General features: G+C 48.4%; 7 protein-coding genes. All 7 read left to right on the top strand.

The genetic code is table 11. The annotated features are described in order from the left end of the window. Positions 1-48 precede the first annotated feature (48 nt). Positions 49-1,809, top strand: a complete 1,761-nt coding sequence (locus V7S65_RS26190; protein WP_336389024.1) for an ABC transporter ATP-binding protein — start codon at positions 49-51, stop codon at positions 1,807-1,809. 233 nt (positions 1,810-2,042) lie between these two features. Further along, positions 2,043-3,191 carry a F0F1 ATP synthase subunit A gene (atpB, locus tag V7S65_RS26185; protein WP_235015958.1) on the top strand — a complete coding sequence of 383 codons (1,149 nt, stop codon included), beginning with the start codon at positions 2,043-2,045 and terminating at the stop codon, positions 3,189-3,191. Between the two features lie 94 nt (positions 3,192-3,285). Then, positions 3,286-3,543, top strand: coding sequence for an ATP synthase F0 subunit C (gene atpE, locus V7S65_RS26180; protein ID WP_079471016.1), 258 nt, complete (start codon positions 3,286-3,288; stop codon positions 3,541-3,543). 126 nt (positions 3,544-3,669) lie between these two features. Beyond that, on the top strand, positions 3,670-4,164 hold the full coding sequence (atpF, locus tag V7S65_RS26175; protein WP_079471015.1) for a F0F1 ATP synthase subunit B: 495 nt from the start codon (positions 3,670-3,672) through the stop codon (positions 4,162-4,164). Between the two features lie 55 nt (positions 4,165-4,219). Next, the gene (gene atpH / locus V7S65_RS26170; protein ID WP_336389025.1) at positions 4,220-4,780 is read left to right on the top strand and encodes an ATP synthase F1 subunit delta; all 561 of its coding nucleotides are present in this window, start codon (positions 4,220-4,222) and stop codon (positions 4,778-4,780) included. Between the two features lie 82 nt (positions 4,781-4,862). Next, on the top strand, positions 4,863-6,440 hold the full coding sequence (atpA, locus tag V7S65_RS26165) for a F0F1 ATP synthase subunit alpha (RefSeq protein WP_079471013.1): 1,578 nt from the start codon (positions 4,863-4,865) through the stop codon (positions 6,438-6,440). A 444-nt stretch (positions 6,441-6,884) separates the two neighbouring features. After that, positions 6,885-22,052 (top strand): T9SS type B sorting domain-containing protein, encoded by a 15,168-nt coding sequence (locus V7S65_RS26160; protein ID WP_336389026.1) that lies wholly within the window; start codon positions 6,885-6,887, stop codon positions 22,050-22,052. Positions 22,053-22,148 lie beyond the last annotated feature (96 nt).

Here is a 22,148-nt window from a genome sequence, read left to right as displayed (position 1 = left end):
GTAATTATTTTTTATCGTACGTTTGTTGAGTAGTTTAAACCTGGCACATTGGAAAATCTTGCGGTAAAGAAAGTATTTGATTTCAGTTTATTACGGCGCATATTCTCATTCGCGGCCCCTTACAAACGATCCTTCTACATCTCCATGATATTAACGGTTGTACTGGCCGCTATTTCCCCGTTACGCCCTTACCTGATCCAGGTAACGGTTGATAAATATATAGCCGGTCAGCTGATGCAGATGCTGATCCTGGTTACTGTTGTACAGATAGGGTTGTTATTGCTGGAGACAGTGGTCCGGTTCTATTTTTCCTACCTCACCAACTGGCTGGGACAATCTGTGGTGAAAGACCTGCGCGTAACGGTGTATAAAAAGATTGTACACCTGAACCTGGCATTTTTTGATAAAACCCCTATTGGCACGCTCACTACAAGAACGATCAATGATATTGAGGCGATCAATGATGTGTTTTCCGAAGGGATTATTTCTATTGTGGCAGATCTGCTGATGATCATTGCCATATTGGGAGTGATGTTTATGGAAGACTGGCGCCTGACGCTCATTAGCCTGTCGCCCTTCCCGATACTGATCTTTGCTACCTATATCTTTAAAGAAAGTGTGAATAAATCCTTTTACAGGGTCCGTAATGCGGTGTCGGCGCTCAACGCCTTTGTGCAGGAGCATCTCACGGGGATGGTAGTGGTGCAGGCGTTTACGGCGGAGAAAAGGGAGTTTGCCCGTTTCAAACATATTAACAGGGAGCATCGCAAAGCGAATATTGACGCCATTTTTGCTTATTCCGTTTTCTTCCCGGTAGTGGAAATTATCCTGGCTATTTCCCTGGGATTAATGGTATGGTGGGGCGCCAACAAGGTGCTGAATTACGAAGTAACCCAGGGGGTGATGATCGCGTTTATCATGTACCTCAATATGCTGTTCCGCCCGCTGCGGATGCTGGCGGATAAGTTCAATACGCTGCAGATGGGTATGGTGGCCAGCGAACGGGTATTTAAAGTACTGGACAACCAGGACTATATCCCGGACAGGGGGCATCAGAGCGCTGAGAAGATGAAAGGCGCTATCACCTTTGATAATGTAAGTTTTGCGTATATAGATGATCGTTATGTGCTGAAAAACATCAGCTTTCATGCAAATCCGGGTGATACGGTGGCGATTGTGGGGCATACCGGTTCCGGTAAAACTACCATCATCAGTATCCTGAACAGGTTATATGAAATTCAGAAAGGGAGTATTAAGATCGATGATATTGAGCTGCCGGCTTACTCGCTGGAATCGTTACGCAGCAAAATAGGGGTGGTGTTGCAGGACGTGTTCCTGTTTGCCGGGTCTATTTATGATAACATTACGTTGCACAACAGCAATATCAGCAGGGCGAAGGTGGAAGAGGCTTCCCGGCTGATAGGGATCCATGATTTTATCATGCAGCTGCCTGGCGGGTACGACTACCAGGTGATGGAGCGGGGCAGCACCCTTTCCCTGGGGCAGCGTCAGCTGATCTCCTTTGTGCGGGCGTTGCTGTACGATCCGGCCATCCTGGTGCTGGATGAGGCTACGTCATCTGTGGATACCGAGTCGGAAATGATGATCCAGCAGGCGATTGACAAGCTGATTGCCGACCGTACCGCTATTATTATTGCGCACCGTCTTTCCACCATCAGTAAGGCAGATAAAATTATCGTGCTGGATAAGGGGGAAATTAAGGAGATGGGTACCCACGAGGAGTTGCTGAAGCAGGAAGGGTTTTACTTCAAGCTGCATAGTATGCAGTTTAACGTGAGTAAGGTATAGGAAAATGAATTAAGAAAATATTAATATGAAATACTTTAACGGGCTGTTGATTTCAACAGCCTTTTTTTATGGAAAAAAAACAGTCATTTTTTAGTTACAAGAAGCTGGTTATCAGTATAATTACGATATATCTTACTTTTTTTCCGTAGTCGCTTAATTTTGAAGATAAAAACGAGTATCTTTGCGCAAAATTTCAGAAAACGGTGATTTCTTTCAATTGGTTCAAACATAGAATGGTAGCACTTGTGTTGGTTTTAGGCCTGCACAGTTTTAGTAATTTTTCCTTTGCACAGGAAGTTTCCCACCATGAAACGGCAGCAACTGCCCCTCATGAAGGAGAAGAAGGTAAGGGGGGAGAAGAAGGTGAGCCTAAAAAATTTGATGCTAAGGAAGTAATTCTGGGACACGTAAAGGATGCCCACGACTGGCACCTGTTCAGCATTGGTGAAAAACACGTAACTGTTCCGTTACCGGTGATCATTTACAATCCTGCACGCGGCACGTCCGTATTTTCGTCTTCTAAATTTGAGCATGGTCATGCGGCGTATGATGGTTACCAGCTGGTAAACGCGCACTACCTGCATGAGAAAGGGCTGGATCCGGCCAAATACATGGATGGCAAGGTGATCGCAGTGGATGCCAATGGCAATCCAACCGACGAGCCGATCTATGATTTCTCCATGACCAAGAATATCACTTCCATGATCATTGCCGCGGTATTGCTGGTAATCCTGATGCTGAATGTAGCGAAGGCTTACAGGGTACGTGGTTCCAAGAAAGCCCCTAAAGGTTTCCAGAGCCTGATGGAGCCGGTGATCATTTTCATGCGCGATGAAGTGGTAAAGCCTAATATTCCCGGTAAGCATGCAGAAAGGTATACGCCTTTTATCCTGACGATATTCTTTTTCATTTTGATAAACAACCTGTTGGGTCTGTTGCCTGGTTCTGCCAACGTAACAGGTAACCTGGCGGTAACGGCGGCACTGGCTATCATCAGCTTTATTGCCACTATGTTCAGCACCAACAAACATTTCTGGGGTCACATTTTCAATCCTCCGGTTCCGTTTGGCGTTAAGTTTATCCTGGCGCCGGTAGAGCTGATCGGTGTATTTACCAAGCCGGTTTCACTGATGATCAGGTTATTTGCCAATATCCTGGCAGGTCACATTATCATCCTGAGTATTATATCCCTGGTGTTCATCTTCGGATCTTTAAATAAGGCAGCCGGTTATGGCTTCCTGCCTATCACTGTTCTGTTCAACATTGTAATGATGATGCTGGAATTGCTGGTAGCATTTATCCAGGCGTTCATCTTTGCTAACCTGACAGCTGTATTTATTGGCCAGGCAATGGAAGGTGCACACGATGAGGCACACCACTAAGCATACAGGAATTAGCTTTTAGCCTTTGCCAAAAAGTTAAATACCAACCGCTTTATTAAATCGAAATTTTTTATAATTCAAATACATATTCATTATGGCACTTTTGTCTATTTTATTGCAGGCTGCTGCTGCATCTGGTCTGGCTAAAGCTGGTGGTGCTGTTGGTGCTGGTATCGCGGCTATCGCTGCTGGTATTGGTGTTGGTAACATCGGTAAGAGCGCTCTGGAGTCTATCGCTCGTCAACCAGAAGCTGCTAACGACATCCGTGCGAACATGATCCTGGCTGCTGCGCTGGTTGAGGGTGTTGCTCTCTTCGGTGTAATCGCTGGTCTGTTGGCGGTAGTTCTGTAAGCCAAACTTTTTACTGCATCCGGCGCACAGGGCAATGGATGCAGTAATCTTTTGTTACAGACAAATCATCAAACTACCTGAAATCAGAAAATATCAACATCAAAAAAATAATAAAATTCTAATTATATGGATCTGTTGCAACCCGCGTTAGGCTTGTTTCTTATTTCATTATTCATTTTCATCGTCGTTTTCCTGATTCTGAAAAAATTCGCATGGACTCCCATCCTCGCTACCCTGAAGGAAAGGGAAGGTTCCATCACTGAATCTATCGCTACTGCAGAAAGAGTAAAGGAAGAAATGGCCCAGATGAAAGCTGAACATGAACATGTGCTGGCGGAAGCTAAAGCTGAAAGAAGCAAGATCCTGAAAGAAGCTAAAGACGCGAAAGATATGATCATCAGCGAAGCCAAAACACAAGCGCAGGCAGAAGCAAAGAAGATCATCAGTGAAGCTTACACCGCTATCGAAAACCAGAAAATGGCTGCGTTAACGGATGTGAAAAACCAGGTAGGTAACCTCGTGATTGAAGTAGCAGAGAAAGTGCTGAGAAGAGAACTGGCTGATAAAACAGCACAGGAAGGTTACGTGAAACAACTGGCAGGAGAAATCAAATTGAACTAAGATATTAGCCATTAGCTCTACAGGCTAACCGCTAAAAGCTAAAAGCTTTTTTAATATGCAGAATCCCCGTTTAGCATCCCGGTATGCAAAATCATTGATAGGACTGGCTCAGGAACTGAACCAGCTGGAAGTGGTGCATACAGACATGCTGTTCTTACAACAGGTGATGAAAAGCAACCCCGATGTGGTGAGTTTGCTTAAAAGCCCTATCATAAAGGCCGATAAAAAGCAGAAGATACTGGCCGCCATATTTGAAGGCCGCATCAGTGCTGCCACCATTTCCTTTATCAACCTGCTGGTGACCAAAGGCCGTGAAAGCGCACTGGCTGAAATGACCACTGAGTTTACCCGCCAGTACATGGTACTGAAAAACATCAGCCCGGTGAAAATCACTACCGCTGTTGCTTTGGATAATGCCACCCTGGATGTGATCAAACAGAAAATTGCCAGCGAAACAACGCAGCAGATCCAGCTGGAAGCAGCGGTGAATGCTGACCTGATTGGCGGTTTCGTACTGGAAGCCAACGACCAGTTGTTCGATGCTTCTATTCTGCGTGATCTGAAAGATATTAAACAACAGTTTAACAAGAACATTTACGTATCTGACTTACGTTAATCTATACAGCAGCCGCTGCGTACACGCAAAGCTGTTGTCGTTATACTAATTTTCTCTAACGACTTTTTTTAAAATCATAATTATGGTTGATATTAAACCTGATGAAATTTCGGCGATTTTACGCCAGCAGTTAAGCAACTTCAATGCTTCTGCCGACCTGGAAGAGGTAGGTACTGTATTACAGGTGGGTGATGGTATTGCCCGCATATACGGATTAGGCAATGTAGGTTATGGTGAACTGGTTGAATTCAGCAATGGCGTAAAAGCAATTGCACTGAACCTGGAAGAAGACAACGTGGGTGTGGTATTGATGGGTCAGTCAGCAGGTATTAAAGAAGGTGATAAAGTACGTCGTACCAAGAAGATCGCTTCCATTAACGTGGGTGAAGGTGTTGTTGGCCGCGTAATCAATACACTGGGTGAGCCTATCGATGGTAAAGGCCCTATCAAAGGTGAACTGTATGAAATGCCGCTGGAGCGTAAAGCACCGGGTGTTCTGTACCGTGAACCAGTAAAAGAACCACTGCAAACAGGTGTAAAAGCAATTGATGCGATGATCCCTGTTGGTCGTGGTCAGCGTGAGCTGGTAATTGGTGACCGTCAGACAGGTAAAACAGCGATCTGTATTGATACGATCATCAACCAGAAAGAATTTTATGATGCAGGTAAACCTGTTTATTGCATATACGTGGCAATTGGCCAGAAAGCATCTACTGTTGCCGGTGTAATGAAAACATTACAGGAAGCAGGCGCTATGGCTTACACTACCATCGTAGCGGCTAATGCTGCTGATCCTGCACCGCTGCAGTTCTACGCTCCGTTTGCCGGCGCTGCAATCGGTGAATTCTTCCGTGACTCAGGTCGTCCTGCACTGATCGTTTATGATGATCTGTCCAAACAGGCGGTTGCTTACCGTGAGGTATCCCTGCTGCTGAAACGTCCTCCTGGCCGTGAAGCATATCCTGGTGACGTATTCTACCTGCATAGCCGTTTACTCGAGCGTGCTGCGAAAATCATCAGCAATGATGCCATCGCAAAACAGATGAACGACTTACCTGAATCTATCAGACACCTGGTAAAAGGTGGTGGTTCCCTGACAGCATTGCCAATCATCGAAACACAGGCGAGTGACGTATCTGCTTACATCCCTACCAACGTAATCTCCATCACCGATGGTCAGATCTTCCTGGAAGGTAACCTGTTCAACGCCGGTATCCGTCCTGCGATCAACGTAGGTATCTCTGTAAGCCGCGTGGGTGGTAACGCACAGATCAAATCCATGAAGAAAGTATCTGGTACCCTGAAACTCGATCAGGCTCAATACCGCGAAATGGAGGCCTTCTCCAAATTCGGTGGTGACCTGGATGCTGCTACCAAAGCAGTTATCGATAAAGGTGCCCGTAACGTGGAAATCCTGAAACAGGCTCAGTTCAGCCCGTACGCCGTAGAAAAACAGGTAGCTATGATTTACCTGGGTACAAACGGTTTGCTGCGTGATGTTCCTGTTAAACAGGTACGTGCTTTTGAAGAAGCCTTCCTGAATGAAATGCAGGTGCGCTTACCGGAAGTACTCGCTGAATTCAAGAAAGGTAACCTGCCTGAAGATGGCATCAAGAAAATGGTTACCCTGGCTAATGAACTGAAGCCAAGATTCGCATAAATAACAGCGTTCATCGCTAAAAATATAAGCACCCTTTGCCGTCAGGCGAAGGGTGCTTTTTTTGTGTTGATACCCTTGTGTCTTTTTATATAAGAATGTCATTATATTATTTTTTATAAATCTTTTAAAAAAGAAAATATAATTGGGCTGCATTTTATATGGAGAGGTCGCTATACATTTGCTACTATAGTCCGTATCCAAAATCTAATTCGTCAGGGTTCCTGACAAGTTCATAATCCCCGCTAAGAGTACTGTTCATTACCTCGCCACTTAGGAGCAAGTAAACACCAAAATTGAATCCGTGCGCCGTCTGTAAGCAAGTAGTTCGTCTTTTTTTCTTCAGTATTATTTTTTTTGGAAATCGAATACAGTTGCCTGAACCCCGGGTTAATGCGATTAGAAAATGTGTCTGTTCAGCAGTTGCCTGAGATGCAAAATGTTTCTATGAGAAAACTTTTGACCCTTTGTTCCATCGTATTATTCGCCTTATTTCCTACTGTATGTTGCCTGGCAGAAGGCAGTAAGGACATGTATCCTTCAGGCGCCCAGGGAAACAGGGCCTATATGACCAGTTCTTCTACCAATACCAGCGCGCTTATCGGGAATATCATCAATCCCGGAAGAATGTTCGTATATGCGAAAGCGGGAGAGGTGATCTATATCGGGTCCAGTGCACAGGGCATCGGATCGGGCACCACCAGGCTGATAGCCCCTAACGGTGCTGTATATACTACGGGAACTTCCGTTACCACAGGACGGATCAACAGCCGGGCAGAAGAACTCGCCGGGCCTGCTGCCCTCACCGCCGGTGGTTACAGCGCTTACAACAGAACCGTATTGGCCGCTGAAGAAGGTATATGGACCGTTGAATTCACCCCACCCAATCCTTCTTCCGCGTTAGGCACGGGGTATACTCCTCCCGCTGCAAATGCCAACTGGACAACCGCCAATCAAACCGCAGTGAGTACACTGGCGCTCATCGTGGCCTGGGACATCACCGTAGCAAGCGCCGGGGTACAAAAACCAGGACGTGTATACCTGAATATTTTTACCGCAAACGCCGGTACCGCCAGCTCTGCTTTTTATGGTAAATTTAATATACTCACAAAAGATGGCTTTACCTATACCGCCACCGGTAACGGCATACAACCTTTCCTCTTTGCTTTTTTTGTAAATAACAAGGGCACCCGCGATAAAGCAACAGGAGTACCTGTATATAAAAGTGTAGACCTTGTCCAGGTTACATCCGCCGGTGGCGCCTACTCCTTTCACAATCCCACTTTACCGGACGACGCCACCAATATTACCCAGAAGATGTTTTATAACCCGCCGGATAATACGCTGCCAACCACGGCTCCGGTTTGGGTGGGCACCGCCGCAGCATCTACCTGGCTGATCAGCACCCCTGTTGTACCTACTGTTACCGATGTTTCTTTTACCGGAAAAGAAGGCACACCCGGTCAATCCGGCACACCACCCCTGGCCGGTGGTTATATCCGTTTTACCGCTAATCAGAATGGTAATTTCAGAATTTCAATAGATGTAAATAATAACGGAAGTACGAATGATCCGATAGACCGCATCATCACAGGATCATCTGTTTCAGGCGCTAACAGCATTTTATGGGACGGTAAAAACGGACAGGGAGGAGATGTAGCCAATGGCGCCACCGTTAATATATCGGTAGTATTGTTTTCAGGTGAAGTTCATTTCCCGTACATGGATGTGGAAAACAATCCGAATGGTATTGTTATCACACGCACCAATGGCTCCAATGCGCCCGATCCTACCGTTTACTGGAATGATGAACTGCTGGGAGCCGGCGCCGGCGCACCGGTACCGATTAACGCATCTGCCAGTCCGGGAGTTAACAGTAGCACTAACGGTCATAAATATACGAATAGTTATGGCGATAACAGTTTGCTGGATACCTGGGCTTATATTTTCAGTGCACCTATCTCGGCAACGGTAACGGTACGGCAACTTCAGGCAGATCTGCAGGTAGTAAACAACGATCCCAGTGTGGGCGCTATTTGTGTTGGCAGCAGGATTTCGTTTACCACCAGCATAAGAAATAACGGGCCGGATACCGCGCTGGGAGCGAAGTTTAACTTCTCTTTCCCTGCGGCATTAACGGGTGTTACGGTAACACCCACTATTACCGGCACCGCTACGATTGTATCCGGTGGCGTTATTGGTAATGCATACAGCGCAACGGTGAATATGAACAACGGTGCAGTGATCTCTTATGTTATTTCAGGTACAGTGTCGGCAGTTCCACCAGGAGGAAACCTGGCAACTAAATCCAGCATACTCCGTCCCGCCGATGTAACAGATCCCGATGCCACCAATGCCACCAGCACTTCGCCTACAGATCCAGACGTGGAATGTAGCGGTGCGCCATCGGGTGCCGGTTGTAATAACATCTTAACGAATTCTATTCCCGTTTCTCCTACTATCGGAAGTAATACAGTGACTGCTGAACAGTCCATTTGTTTTGGCAATACGCCCGCACCTTTAATTGGCACCGCCGTTTCCGGAACGCCGGTATATTTATGGCAAAGCAGCACTGCCAGTGCTACCGCCGGTTTTACAGCTGTACCGGGTGTATCTAACGGTAAAGACTACACGCCAACAGCTTTGCAGCAAACTACCTGGTTCAGGAGAGTAGTTACAGCAGGAAGTTGCAGTGATACAAGCCTGGCGGTAATGATTAAAGTAAACCCAACGCTTACACCAGGCGTAATCAGCGGCAGCCAGGTGTTTTGCGGAAGTGGTAATCCAGTGGCATTCAGTCAGCCTGTTGCGCCTGACGGTGGAACAGGAACGTATGCTTACCGCTGGCAATCATCAACAGACAGTATCAACTTTACAGATATTGCCGGCGCCACTCAACAGTTATACGATGCGCCGGTGCTGAGCCAAAGTACCTGGTTCCGCAGGGTAGTGAGTAGTGCAGGATCAGGTTGCGCCGATGTAATTACAGACACTGTAGCCGTTAAGATTGATGCCTTGCCTACTGTGGCAAATGCAGGGCCGGATCAGCAGTTGTGTAACGTGAACGCCACTACGCTGGCGGCTAATGCAGCCACTACTGGTACCGGCTCATGGTTGCAGGTAGCAGGGCCCGCCGCCGTTACATTTGCAGATGCGGCGCTACCGAATACGGGTATACAAAACCTTACGCCAGGTAATTATGTACTTACCTGGACCATCAGCAATGGCTCCTGCGCACCATCTGTAGATACAGTACAGATATACATATATGCGCAGCCGGATGCAGCCAATGCTGGTCCCGATCAAACAAAAAATAACAGCGGCAGCTTTGTGATGAGTGCGAACGCACCGGTAAATGGTACGGGTGTTTGGACACAGATCAGCGGCACTGCCGCGATTGCGGATAATAGTAATCCCAATACCAATGTTACGCTGCAGCCCAATACCAGTGCTACACTCGTTTGGACTATCTCCAACGGAAACTGCGCTGCTGCAAGCGATACGGTAATATTAACGTATACCCGCCAGGCGGATCTGACCATTACCAAATCTGCCGCAGGCAACACTTATAAAACCGGCAGCCCGCTTACTTATACCATCACCATCGAAAACCTGGGCCCCTCCAATGTTTCGGGCTTCCAGGTACAGGATCTGCTACCGGCAAAAATGGAGAACGCTTCCTGGACTTCTGCTGTAAGTGGTGCGGGTGTTAGCTTACGGCCTTCTACCGGCACAGGTACATCTGTGAATCCAACCGGTGATCTGCCATTTGCGGCAGGTAATAAAATTGTTATTACTGTAACCGGTAATGTAGCAGCTACAGCTATTGGTGGTGATACCATCGCGAATACGGCTTCTGTTGTGAGCCCGGCAGATATGCCCGATCCTGTTGCTGCCAATAACACTTCAACAGTTAGTGGTATAGTGCCTAATAACCCACCGGTGGCAGTAACAGATAATTATACCACCACCAGGGATGTACCGGTAAGTGGCAATGTGCTGACTAACGACAGCGATCCCGAAAATCAACCTATTACCGTATCAACTACCTTGATTGAACAGCCGGCTCATGGAGCTGTTGTGCAGAATACGGATGGCACCTTTACCTATACTCCACAGGCAGGCTTCGTTGGTGTTGATTTTTACCGGTACCAGGTATGTGATAACCAGGGCGCGTGTGCAACAGGTACGGTAAATATTACTGTGCAGATGGGAATAATAGATCTGAGCATTGCTAAAACTGCTTCCCCGGCTAACGCAACTGCAGGATCGCCGCTTACTTATACGATTACGGTTACCAATAACGGGCCTTCTACCGTATTGGCAGCGGAAACATTTACGGTAACAGATTCTTTACCGGATGGTTTCATTGCCAACAGCTATACCCCGTCTGAGGGCACATATTCAAGCAATAGCGGCAACTGGACAGGAGCGCTGCTGACGCCCGGAAAATCAGTAACGCTCACCATCGCCGGCGAGGTACAGGCGCAATATACAGGTGCCAGCTTAACCAATAGTGTAAAGGCAACACCGCCTGCCACTACTACAGATCCTACTCCGGCTACTACTACGGTAGTTACCCCAGTGACGAAATCGGTGGAAGTAAAGGTTACCAAAACAGATAATACTACTACTTATACTGCGGGAACTACTACCACCTACCAGATCAGTATCCTGAACAGCGGACCATCGGATTTAACCGGTGCTACCTTCCAGGATCCGCTCCCAACAGGTATTACTGTTGCCTCCTGGAGCGCCAATAGTTCCGGAGGAGCCCAGGCCAAAGAATCCGGTTCCGGACCCATTAATGAACCGGTGAACCTCCCGGCAGGCAGTGAAATCGTATATACGTTAACGATAGATATACCATCCGGTTACACCGGCCCGCTCACAAATACGGCCACCATTGTTATTCCGTCTGGCTACAACAATATTAATCCGGCCGGCAACAGTGCAACAGATACCGATACACCGGCTCCGCAAACGGATATCGAAGTGACAAAAAACGGCCCTGCCAGCGGAACAGCCGGCACCGGTATCAGTTACCAGTTAACGATTGTCAATAACGGTCCTTCCGATGTAGCAGGCGTAGTGATTGCAGATCAGGTACCTGTGCAGATACAAAACCCGGTATGGACAGTTACCACCAATGGCAGCACCACCGCCAGCGTAACCGGTGGTAATGGCGCCGTTAATTTCACTGCTGGTTTACCTGCAGGTGCGGGCAATACCATCATTGTAAATATCAGCGGTACTATAAATTCCGCTGCTACCGGAAATCTTTCTAATACAGCTACCGCCACGCCTCCGGCAGGCACCCCGGTTTCTTCCAATACAGTAAATACCACGCTGATAAATAGTACTGGTCTTACCCTGGTTAAACAAGGCCCGGCAACAGGTCGTGTAGCGGCTGGTGAGGCTATCAACTATGTGCTGCGGTTGGTGAATGCTGGTCCTTCAGATGCAACAGGTGTAATACTAACGGATGTAGTACCCGCTGCGATCACTGGTACTACCTGGTCGGTTGCGGCCACCGGTACGGCAGCTATTGCCACAGGAGGGGCATCAGGAGGTACGGGCAATAATGTGAGTACAGTGGTGAACATTCCTGCCGGTGCAGGCAATGCTATCATCGTACAAATCAATGGTACCGTGGAATCCGGTGCGCAGGATACACTAACGAATACTGCTACCGCAGCATTGCCGGGTGATACTACAGTTACTGCCGTTAATAAAACGGTGGTGGATAACCAACCCGGACTACAGATAGTAAAGGCGGGTCCCGCAACAGTGGATGCAGGAACAGACATCACGTACACGATTACCGTTACTAACACCGGTCCTTCAGATGCCCTGCAGGCGGTTATTACAGATGAGGTAGGAGCCACACTCCTGACTAATGTGACCTGGACCGCCACTACCTCCGGCAGTGCCGTGATCAATAGTGGAGCTAACGGTAACGGCAATACGTTAACAGTGAACGCTAACATTCCGGCCGGAAATAATAACACCGTTACTATTGTAGTACATGGTACGGTGCGTTCCGGCGCAACCGGCAATATCAACAATATTGCGGAGGTAGGTGTAACCGGTCAGCAACCTGTTAATTCCAACGAAATTATTACGAAGATCAATAACACGCCGGGCCTGATACTCACGAAGAGCGGCCCTGCAACCGCAGATGCAGGCAGCACTATCAGCTATCTCCTGCAAATCAATAACAGCGGTCCTTCCGATGCGTTTAAGGCAGCACTGAATGATACGCTGCCTGCAGCCATCCAGAACCCGGTGTTAAAAGTAGTAACGAATGGCAGTGCATCTTACTTTACTGCGGATATTAATAACGGCGTATTACAATTGATTGGCGATATTCCTGCGGGCGACAGCAACTACATCCTGGTGTATGTAACAGGTAAAATCAATCCATCTTTCACCGGACAAATTACTAACCGGGCTGTTGTTGGTACCGTGGGTGGTACACCCGTAACATCAGATCCTGTTGTTACTACCGTAAGCAGTAATCCTGGCATAGTATTATTGAAGAGCGCTCCGGATACCGCAGTGGCAGGGCAAATGGTTACCTATACACTGGTAGCCACCAACAATGGTTTGTCTGATGCTACTAATGTAGCCATCACTGATGTGGTGCCGGCGTCTTTAATAAATACGCAGTGGACTGCTACTACCACGGGAGGCGCCACTATTGTCAGCGGTGCAACCGGCACCGGTAATACGGTGAATGTTACCGGTAATATTCCTGCGGGTGCGGGTGAAACGATCGTAATTACAGTGCAGGGTACGCTGGCATCATCCGCTACGGGAAATCTGTCTAATCATTTTACAGCAGTTGTTAACGGCAACACGGTTACATCAGATACGGTACAAACTCATATTACCAGCAAGCCGGTGTTGCAGATCACCAAAACAGGTGCAACGGATGTTTCCGCCGGTGGTAGGATCCGGTATACTTTACAGGTAGAAAACACTGGTGTGTCCGATGCAACAGGGGTGAGTATATCAGACAGCGTAAATGCTATTGTACAGAATGTCAGCTGGACATCCGCTACCGGCGGTGGTGCGGCTATTACCACCGGCGCTACCGGTAATGGTAATATAGTGGCCGTAACAGCGAACATTCCTGCCGGTGGTATGGTAACGGTTACTATTGATGGTACTGTTAGTCCTGCTGCTGCGGGAACGCTGCAAAATACCGCCACCGCATCGGTTACCGGCGCCCCAACGGTACACGCAACAGTAACTACTTTAATCACCAATGATCCTGCGATAGATATCAGCAAAACAGGTCCTGCGCAAATGAAGGCGGGCGAAGAAGTGAGCTACCAGTTGGTGATCACCAACTTTGGTGTGTCTGATGCGCGCGGCATCATTATACAGGATATTGTGCCGGCTGCCATCACCAATGTGAAATGGACAAGCAGTGTTACCGGCAGTGGAAATATTATCAGCGGCGCTACCGGTACTGGCAATAATGTAACATTGGATGCAGATTTGACTGCGGGTACCGCTAATCACATCTTTGTAAATATAACCGGTAAACTGGCGGCCAGTTATACAGGAATCCTTACTAATTCGGCATCTGTAGTGGTGCCGGGTAAAGACACGGCGAGGAGCGACAGCATTATTACCACCGTGATCAATGCACCTGGCATCCAGGTGGTGAAGAGCGCTCCGGACACTATTCCTGCAGGCAGTAACATCACCTTTACGGTCACCGTAACCAATATTGGTCCATCAGATGCGCCGGCCGTTACCATTGCAGACATTGTACCGGCAGCGGTGCAAAATGTAACCTGGTCGGCTGTAACAGCTGGTAACGCATCTGTACAAACAGGCGCGGGCAGCGGAAATAGTATCTCCCTGAATGGAGCTGTCGCTGCGGGCGCGGGCAACAGTATTACACTGACCATTCATGGAACAGTGAACCCGGCAGCTACCGGCGATATTAAGAATACCGCTACGGTTACACCGGCCGGAAATACACCGGTTACTTCTAATGAAACTACTACGCATATAGGTAAACAATCTGCTTTGATTTTAAGCAAGACGGGACCTGCAGAAGTACCTGCCGGCGGAAAGATTGTTTACCAGATCACACTGCATAACAACGGTCCATCGGATGCTACCGGCTTACAACTGAGAGATACCGTGCCGGTTGCTATCGGTAATGTAACCTGGAGGGCAGTTGCAACAGGAAATGCGGTGATACATGGTAATGCTTTGGACACCGGTAACCTGGTGAACATCTCTGCAGATATTGCAGCCGGCGCTACCAACGGAGTAGTGGTAACGATTGAAGGAACGACTGATCCTGCCTACACGGGAGTACCGTTGCGGAATACGGCGTACGTTACTTCTCCTGATCTGCCAGTAACGGTAACGGATACACTGATTACCAAAGTAGTATCGCTTGCGCGTCTTGTGCTGACTAAGAACGGCCCGGGAAGTGCATTCAGCGGCGATACTATTACTTACACCATCCGCCTGTCCAACGCCGGCCCATCCGATGCGAAGAGCATCAACATCACTGATGTTATTAACCCGGCCATACTTCAACCGGTATGGACTGCAGTAGCCAGCGGCGCCGGCACTACCGTGAGCAGTAATAACGGCGCAGGGGATGTGCAGCTCATTGCTGATATTCCGGCATCTTCCGGACATGCAGTTGATATAACGGTAACGGGTAAACTGGATCCGGAATTCACCGGTGATGAAATCATTAATACCGTTACCGCCGTTGTTCCGGGTGATACGCCGTTTGTTTCCAATGTAACCACAGCTACCAGCCGCAAGGCCAGTTTGCGTGTGGTGAAGAGTGGACCCGCTACCGCAGTAGCCGGTGAAAAAATAAGTTACACCATTACGGTTACCAATGAAGGACCATCCAATATAAGCGGCGCTACTATTTCGGATGTTATTCCAACCAGTATTCTTCAACCAACATGGACTGCTGTTGCCAATGGTGCAGGAAGTTTTGCATCAGCAGGTAGTGGTACCGGAGATGTGACCCTGCAGGCTAATATACCTGCCGGCACGGGTAGTATTGACATCGTGATAAATGGTACGCTGGACCCTGCTACCGTAAGTGGTAACAGCGTTACTAATACCGTTACAGTAACACCGCCGCCGGGTATGACGAATACCAACCCTGCTACCGCCAGTGTTATCACCAATGTAACCAAGGAAGCGGACATGGTGATTGTGAAATCCGGCCCGGCCAATATAGCAGCAGGACAGGAAATTACCTATAAGCTGTTAATCACCAACAATGGTATTTCCAATGTAAATGTTGCCACTATCACCGATGTAGTGCCGGGCGTAATCCATATCACCAGTGTAAACGCACTGGCAAGTGGAAATGCAATTGCGGGCAGCCCTGTGATAACCGGTAACACGGTCAGCCTGAATGCCAGCGTAGATGCAGGTCCGGGTAACAATGTGATGGTTACCATCACAGGTACTGTAGACCCTGCGGCTACCGGTACAATATCCAATACTGTTGTAGTAGGAGTTCCGGCTACCGTAACGGAAACCAATCCTGCCAATAACACCAGCAGTATTCACACCAACATCACTACCGATCTGGGTTTGCAGGTATCTAAATCAGGACCGGCAAGTGTAAATGTAAATGACCAGATCACTTATACTATTGTACTGAGCAACAACGGGCTGTCTGATGCAAATGAAGTATTTGTTACAGATAACATTCCTGCTGCAATTACGGGAGCAACGTGGACTGCAGTGGTAAGTGGAAATGCTTCTATGGTCAACCTCAGCGGCAGTGGCTCTATCAACAATGAGAGGGCATCGCTGGGCGGCAGCAACAGCGGTACTATTATCATTACCATCACCGGTAATGTGAGTCCGGCTGCAGCTGGTACCATCACTAACACCGTTACCGCTTCTGCAGGCACCACTAAAGTAAGTACGGTGGTTACTTCCATTAACAATTCTGCTGACCTGAGAATTAATAAAACCGCTCCTGCAACAATAGCCGCGGGTAAAGAAATCACTTATGTGATTACAGTAAATAACGCAGGCCCTGCAAACGTAACAGGGGCCGTGATTACAGACAATATTCCGGTGGGTATTACCAATGTGCAGTGGACAGCCATAGGCGCCGGTGGCGCTACTGTAGCCACTGGCAGCGGTAACAGCAATGCCATTTCATTAACAGGAGATATCCCGGCAAACAGTGGTGTTATAACCATTACGGTAAAAGGTATTATAGATCCTGCATTCAGCGGGGTACTCAGCAATACAGCTACTGCTACACCACCAACAGGCGTAACAGATCCAACACCGGGTACGGTGACTGTAAATACGCAGGTAACTGCGGTACCAGGATTATCAATCCTTAAATCAGGACCCGCACAAATAGCCGGTGGCGACACCGTAAGGTATACACTCGACATCCGGAATAACGGACCTTCCAGTGCCACCGGTGTAAGCATCAGGGATACTGTTCCTGTTGAATTGCAAAACGTGAAATGGACTGCCATCGCTGTCAATGCCACTATTATCAGCGGAGGAACCGGCGCCGGTAATTCCCTGAATATGACGGGCAACATCCCGGTAGGGGGACTCATAAGAGTAACTATTACGGGTAATTCCGATCCTGCATTTACCGGTAATATTATGAACAGGGCAGTAGCTGAAGGTAACGGACAATCAGTTTTAAGTAATGAAGTAAATACACAGATTATTAATCAACCAGGTATTGGTATCAGTAAATCCGGCCCGGCCACCGTGGCTGCCGGCGCGCAGGTAGCATACACTATCGCTGTAACCAACACCGGTATTTCTACTGCGCAGGGAATTACCGTGAGTGATGTGCTGCCACCTGCATTGAAGAATGCGTTGTGGTCTGCTACCGCCAGTGGCAGCGCCGTTATCAACGGAGGTAACATCAGCAATCAATCCGGCAATGTGAACTTCCAGGCAACTATACCGCCGGGAGCCGCCAATACTATCCTGGTAATGGTAAATGGAACAGCCGATCCTGCTGCTTCCGGTACGCTTGTAAACGTAGCCACGGTAACACCTCTTACAGGCGCTGCACTCACAGATACAGTAACCACGGTGATCACCACCGTTAGTGGTGTCAGGCTGGTGAAAGCAGCACCGGATACTGCAGCAGCAGGCAACACCATTTCTTATACGGTAGATGTGTATAACGATGGTCCGTCCGATGCAACCAATATCCTGGTAACAGATACGTTGCCGGCAGGTCTGCAAAATGTGCGGTGGTCGGCTACTGCGGCGGGTACGGCTGCTATCAGCGGTGGCAACCTGCAACAACAACCAGGTAATGTAAGCTTCACCGCCAACATTCCGGCAGGCGCTGCGAATGTGATACATGTAGTGATTACCGCTACTATTCCTTCTTCTCAAACAGGGGCATTAAGCAACCAGGCCAATGCACATACCGGCGGAGTGGATTATCCGTCTAACGAAGTAGTAACACAGGTAACCGGTAAGCCGGGATTACAGCTGATCAAGTCTGGTCCGCCAAAAGCCGCTGCTGGCAGTACTATCAGTTATAGCCTTGTTTTGAGCAACGACGGTCCATCTGATGCGTCGAATGTAACAGTAACCGACCTGCTTCCGGCTGAATTGCAAAACCCGGTATGGTCTGCCGTGGCGCAGGGCGCCGCCGCTATTAATGGTGGCAATATTACAAACAGAACCGGCAATGTTAGTTTGATAGCTAACGTACCAGCAGGTGCAGGTAATCGTATAGTGGTTAACGTGAGTGGTAGTATCGCCGCTTCCTTCTCCGGAAATATTACTAATACCGCTGCTTATACTCTGAATACGGTGACCACAAATACACCACCGGTGATTACAGTAGTAGAGAAACGGGCAACAATAAGAATCAATAAATCAGCGCCGGATTCTATGACCGCAGGAGGTATAATTAATTATACGCTGCTGGTAGCCAACGATGGTCCATCCGATGCCGATAGCGTTACTATTACAGATATAGTGCCTGCTGCAGTGCAACAGGTAACGTGGAATGCAGTGGCTACAGGTGGTACGCTGATAGGTGCGTCATCCGGTACCGGTAACAATATCAATGTACGCGGAAGCATTCCGGCAGGAGCAGGCAATAATATCCTGGTAACGATTACCGGCACTATCGCACCGGGATTATCAGGTATCGTACAAAACAAGGCGCAGGTAAGTATACGGGGAAATATAGTTTCCGGAGATTCTGTTAATACGCATATCCTCAACAAACCGGGCGTACAATTCACAAAATCCGGTCCGCAGAAAGCCATCGCCGGTAACAACATCAGTTATGTAATAACGCTCGCAAACGATGGCCCATCTGATCTGATCAATGCTGCTGTAACAGATGTAGTGCCGCCGCAAATAACGGATGTAAACTGGACTATTGCCCTGAAAGGCAGTGCCACCCTGGCTCCCGGCACCCCGGTTTCAGGCGTGGGTAATCGGATCTCCTTTAATGCCGGCGTACCGGCAGGTACGGGCAACGGCATACAGGTGACCATCACCGGAAGGGTAAATCCCGATTACGAAGGCAATATCACCAATACTGCTAAGGCTACCGATAGCACCGGTAATGAATATACTTCCGTTACCAGTATGACAGTTACCAAAGAAGCAGCTGTTAAACTGGATAAAATAGGACCGGCCACCGTTAAGGCCGGCAGCAGTATCAGCTATGTGATTACCGCCTCCAACCAGGGACCGTCTGATGTAAAAGGATTTGTGATCACCGATGTAGTGCCTGCAGCAGTAACCAATGTAAGCTGGGCAGCCGTGGCCAACGGTAATACACAGATAACCGGACCGGCCGCCGGAACGGGTAATAACATACAGCTTCAGGGCGACATCGCCGCCGGCGCGGGTAATGTGATACAGATCACAGTGAATGGCACCATCGCGGCAAACGTAACAACAACTGCAATTACCAACACCGCTACCGGAACTAAAGGAGACGGAACTACTATCACTTCTCCAACCGTAACAACAACCATTCAGCATGCGCCGGGCATTAGTATTTCGAAGGTGGCGCCGCCAACGGTGAATGCCGGCGACAGTTTGCAATATGTGATCACGGTAGGCAATACAGGGCCGTCAGATGCCACCAATGTAAAGATCAGTGATATAGTTCCTGCGGGAGTTACCAATGTGAGCTGGACGGCCACCACAGCCGGAAACGCGCAGGTCATTGGCGCAGCTGCAGGTACGGGCAGCCCTGTGAACCTGACAGCAAATATCGCCGCCGGAAATGGTAATACTGTTCAGATCCGCATCATCGGAAAAATTGCGCCGGGCTTCACAGATAGTATTGTGAACACTGCCAGTGCAACAGATGCTGCCGGCAAAACAGTTACATCTAAAGTAACTACACAGGTAATCAGTAAATCAGTATTGAGTATTACCAAAACAGGCAGTGGCCAGGTAAATGCAGGCGATACTATTCGCTATGTGATTACGGCTTCCAATGCAGGACCTTCCAACGCTACCGGCGTGAACATCACCGATATAGTACCGGCAGCTATCAGCCAGGTGACCTGGACTGCCACTGCGGGCGGTACTTCACAGGTCATCAGCGCAGCTACAGGCAGTGGTAATAACATATCAGTAAATGCCAATATCGCTGCGGGTCCGGGCAACAGCATCGTGATAAATATTACCGGTGTGGTGCCTGCAAATGCTACAGTCACTTCACTGTCCAACACGGCAACGCTGAAACCGCCGACAGGAGATTCTATTCCGAGCACACCGGCGATTACCACGGTAACAAAGAAACCGTCGTTGCGCGTCGTGAAACAGGCAGCGGCAACAGCTATTGCAGGCGACAGCTTACACTACAACATCACGGTTACCAACGATGGTCCATCTGATGCCGCTGGTATACAGATCAGCGATATTGTATCCGATACCTTGAGTGGTGTGAGCTGGACAGCTACCACTACGGGTGCTGCACAGATCACCGGCAGCAGCAGCGGAAGCGGTGATGTATTGTTGAATGGTAACATCAGCGCAGGCGCAGGTAACGCCATTAACATAAAGATCAGCAGTAAAATCAATACTGCCTTTACGGGCAGCATTACCAATACCGCCAGTGCGAAGGATGCAAATAATAATACCACTACAGCAAGTGCTACCACCCAGGTAAGCAGCCGTTCACAATTGAGTATTATCAAAACCGGCCCTGCCAGTGTCAATGCCGGAGACACTATCCGGTATGTGATCATTGCCTCCAACGCAGGACCGTCTGCGGCAGCAGGTATCAATATTACCGATGCGGTGCCTGCGGCTATTACACAGGTAACGTGGACTACCACCGCTAATGGTACTTCACAGGTAACCGGCGGCGCAACAGGCAGTGGCAATAATGTATCTGTAACCGGCAACCTGGATGCAGGTAGCGGCAATACCATACAGGTGAATATTAAAGGCGTTATTCCGGCAGATGCAGTTATTACCGGTGTTACCAATACGGCTACACTGAAGCAGGGTACTGGTACGCCTGTTTCATCTGATCCGGTGGTAACGGAAGTGGTACCGGGTATTAAGAAACTGGATCTTTCTGTCACCAAATCCGGTCCGGCTCAACTCACCAACAATGATTCAATTACCTACATCATTGTAGCTAAAAATGGTGGTCCGGCTGCGGGAGATGGTGCGGTGATTACAGATATCCTGCCGGCAAATATTGAAGGATCTTATGTGCAGATATTATCTGCTACCGGTGGTGTTGCGGGTGTACAAACTACCAACACCGGAAATGTGGTAAAAACTACTATCGGCACGTTCCCGGCAGGAGGGGTGATTACCCTGGCCATTACGGGTAAGGTAAACAGCACCATAGAATTGCGTAACCAGGCTATTATTACAGCCCCGGCGGGCACTGTAGATACAACTACAGGTAATAATACCAGTGCCACTGTTATCACTACAGTATCGCCTATTCCAACGTCGGATCTGCGGTTACAGAAAGAGCTGCTTAATACGGCGCCAATGCAGGTGGGCAGCAAAGCCGACTTTGCGTTAACGCTGACTAATGCTGGTCCGTTTAATACTACGCAGGTGGTGGTGAGAGATACCCTGAAAGAGAACCTGGATATTATCAACGGATTTGATGCAAGCATCGGGGAGGTAACTTATGATCCGGCCACACGGATACTGATCTGGAGCCTGGACAGCCTCTCCCTCACGCAAACGGCTACACTGAAATATACTACCCGCATCACCAATACCGGAGATGTAATAAACAGTGCAACGGCTACTTCCCTGTTGCCGGATCCGGATCGCTCCAATAATATTGCGGTGAGCAAGGTAGTTACCGTTACCGGCGATGATATCATGATCCCGAACGTGATTACGCCTAACGGCGACGGAAAGAATGATAAGTTCATTATCACCGGCATCCTGCGATACCCTAATTCTTCCCTGTTTATTTATAACCGTTGGGGAAATATGGTGTATCAGTCAAAGAATTACCAGAACGAATGGACCGGCGATTCCCTGAATGAAGGCACCTATTATTACATACTCAAACTCAATACCCCCACAGGAGAAAGAAGCTATAAAGGCTGGATTGAACTCCTGCGATAGGTAAAAATTAATAATTCCGGAAGAAACCGGGCGTTTTGCCCGGTTTTCTTTTATAATATTTGGTTTATAATGTAAACTAGTTTATGTTTGATGTAT

Origin of the sequence: Chitinophaga sp. CCNWYY40, from assembly GCF_037483205.1 — a bacterium.
Lineage (GTDB): Bacteria > Bacteroidota > Bacteroidia > Chitinophagales > Chitinophagaceae > Chitinophaga > Chitinophaga ginsengisegetis.
Note: the sequence above shows the minus strand (reverse complement) of the source record. Positions and strands in the feature narration are given on the sequence as shown.

Coding starts and splice junctions, on each gene's coding strand:
- atpA (WP_079471013.1), top strand. CDS start 4,863: ATGGTTGATATTAAACCTGATGAAATTTCGGCGATTTTACGCCAGCAG.
- atpE (WP_079471016.1), top strand. CDS start 3,286: ATGGCACTTTTGTCTATTTTATTGCAGGCTGCTGCTGCATCTGGTCTG.
- atpB (WP_235015958.1), top strand. CDS start 2,043: ATGGTAGCACTTGTGTTGGTTTTAGGCCTGCACAGTTTTAGTAATTTT.
- atpH (WP_336389025.1), top strand. CDS start 4,220: ATGCAGAATCCCCGTTTAGCATCCCGGTATGCAAAATCATTGATAGGA.
- V7S65_RS26160 (WP_336389026.1), top strand. CDS start 6,885: ATGAGAAAACTTTTGACCCTTTGTTCCATCGTATTATTCGCCTTATTT.
- atpF (WP_079471015.1), top strand. CDS start 3,670: ATGGATCTGTTGCAACCCGCGTTAGGCTTGTTTCTTATTTCATTATTC.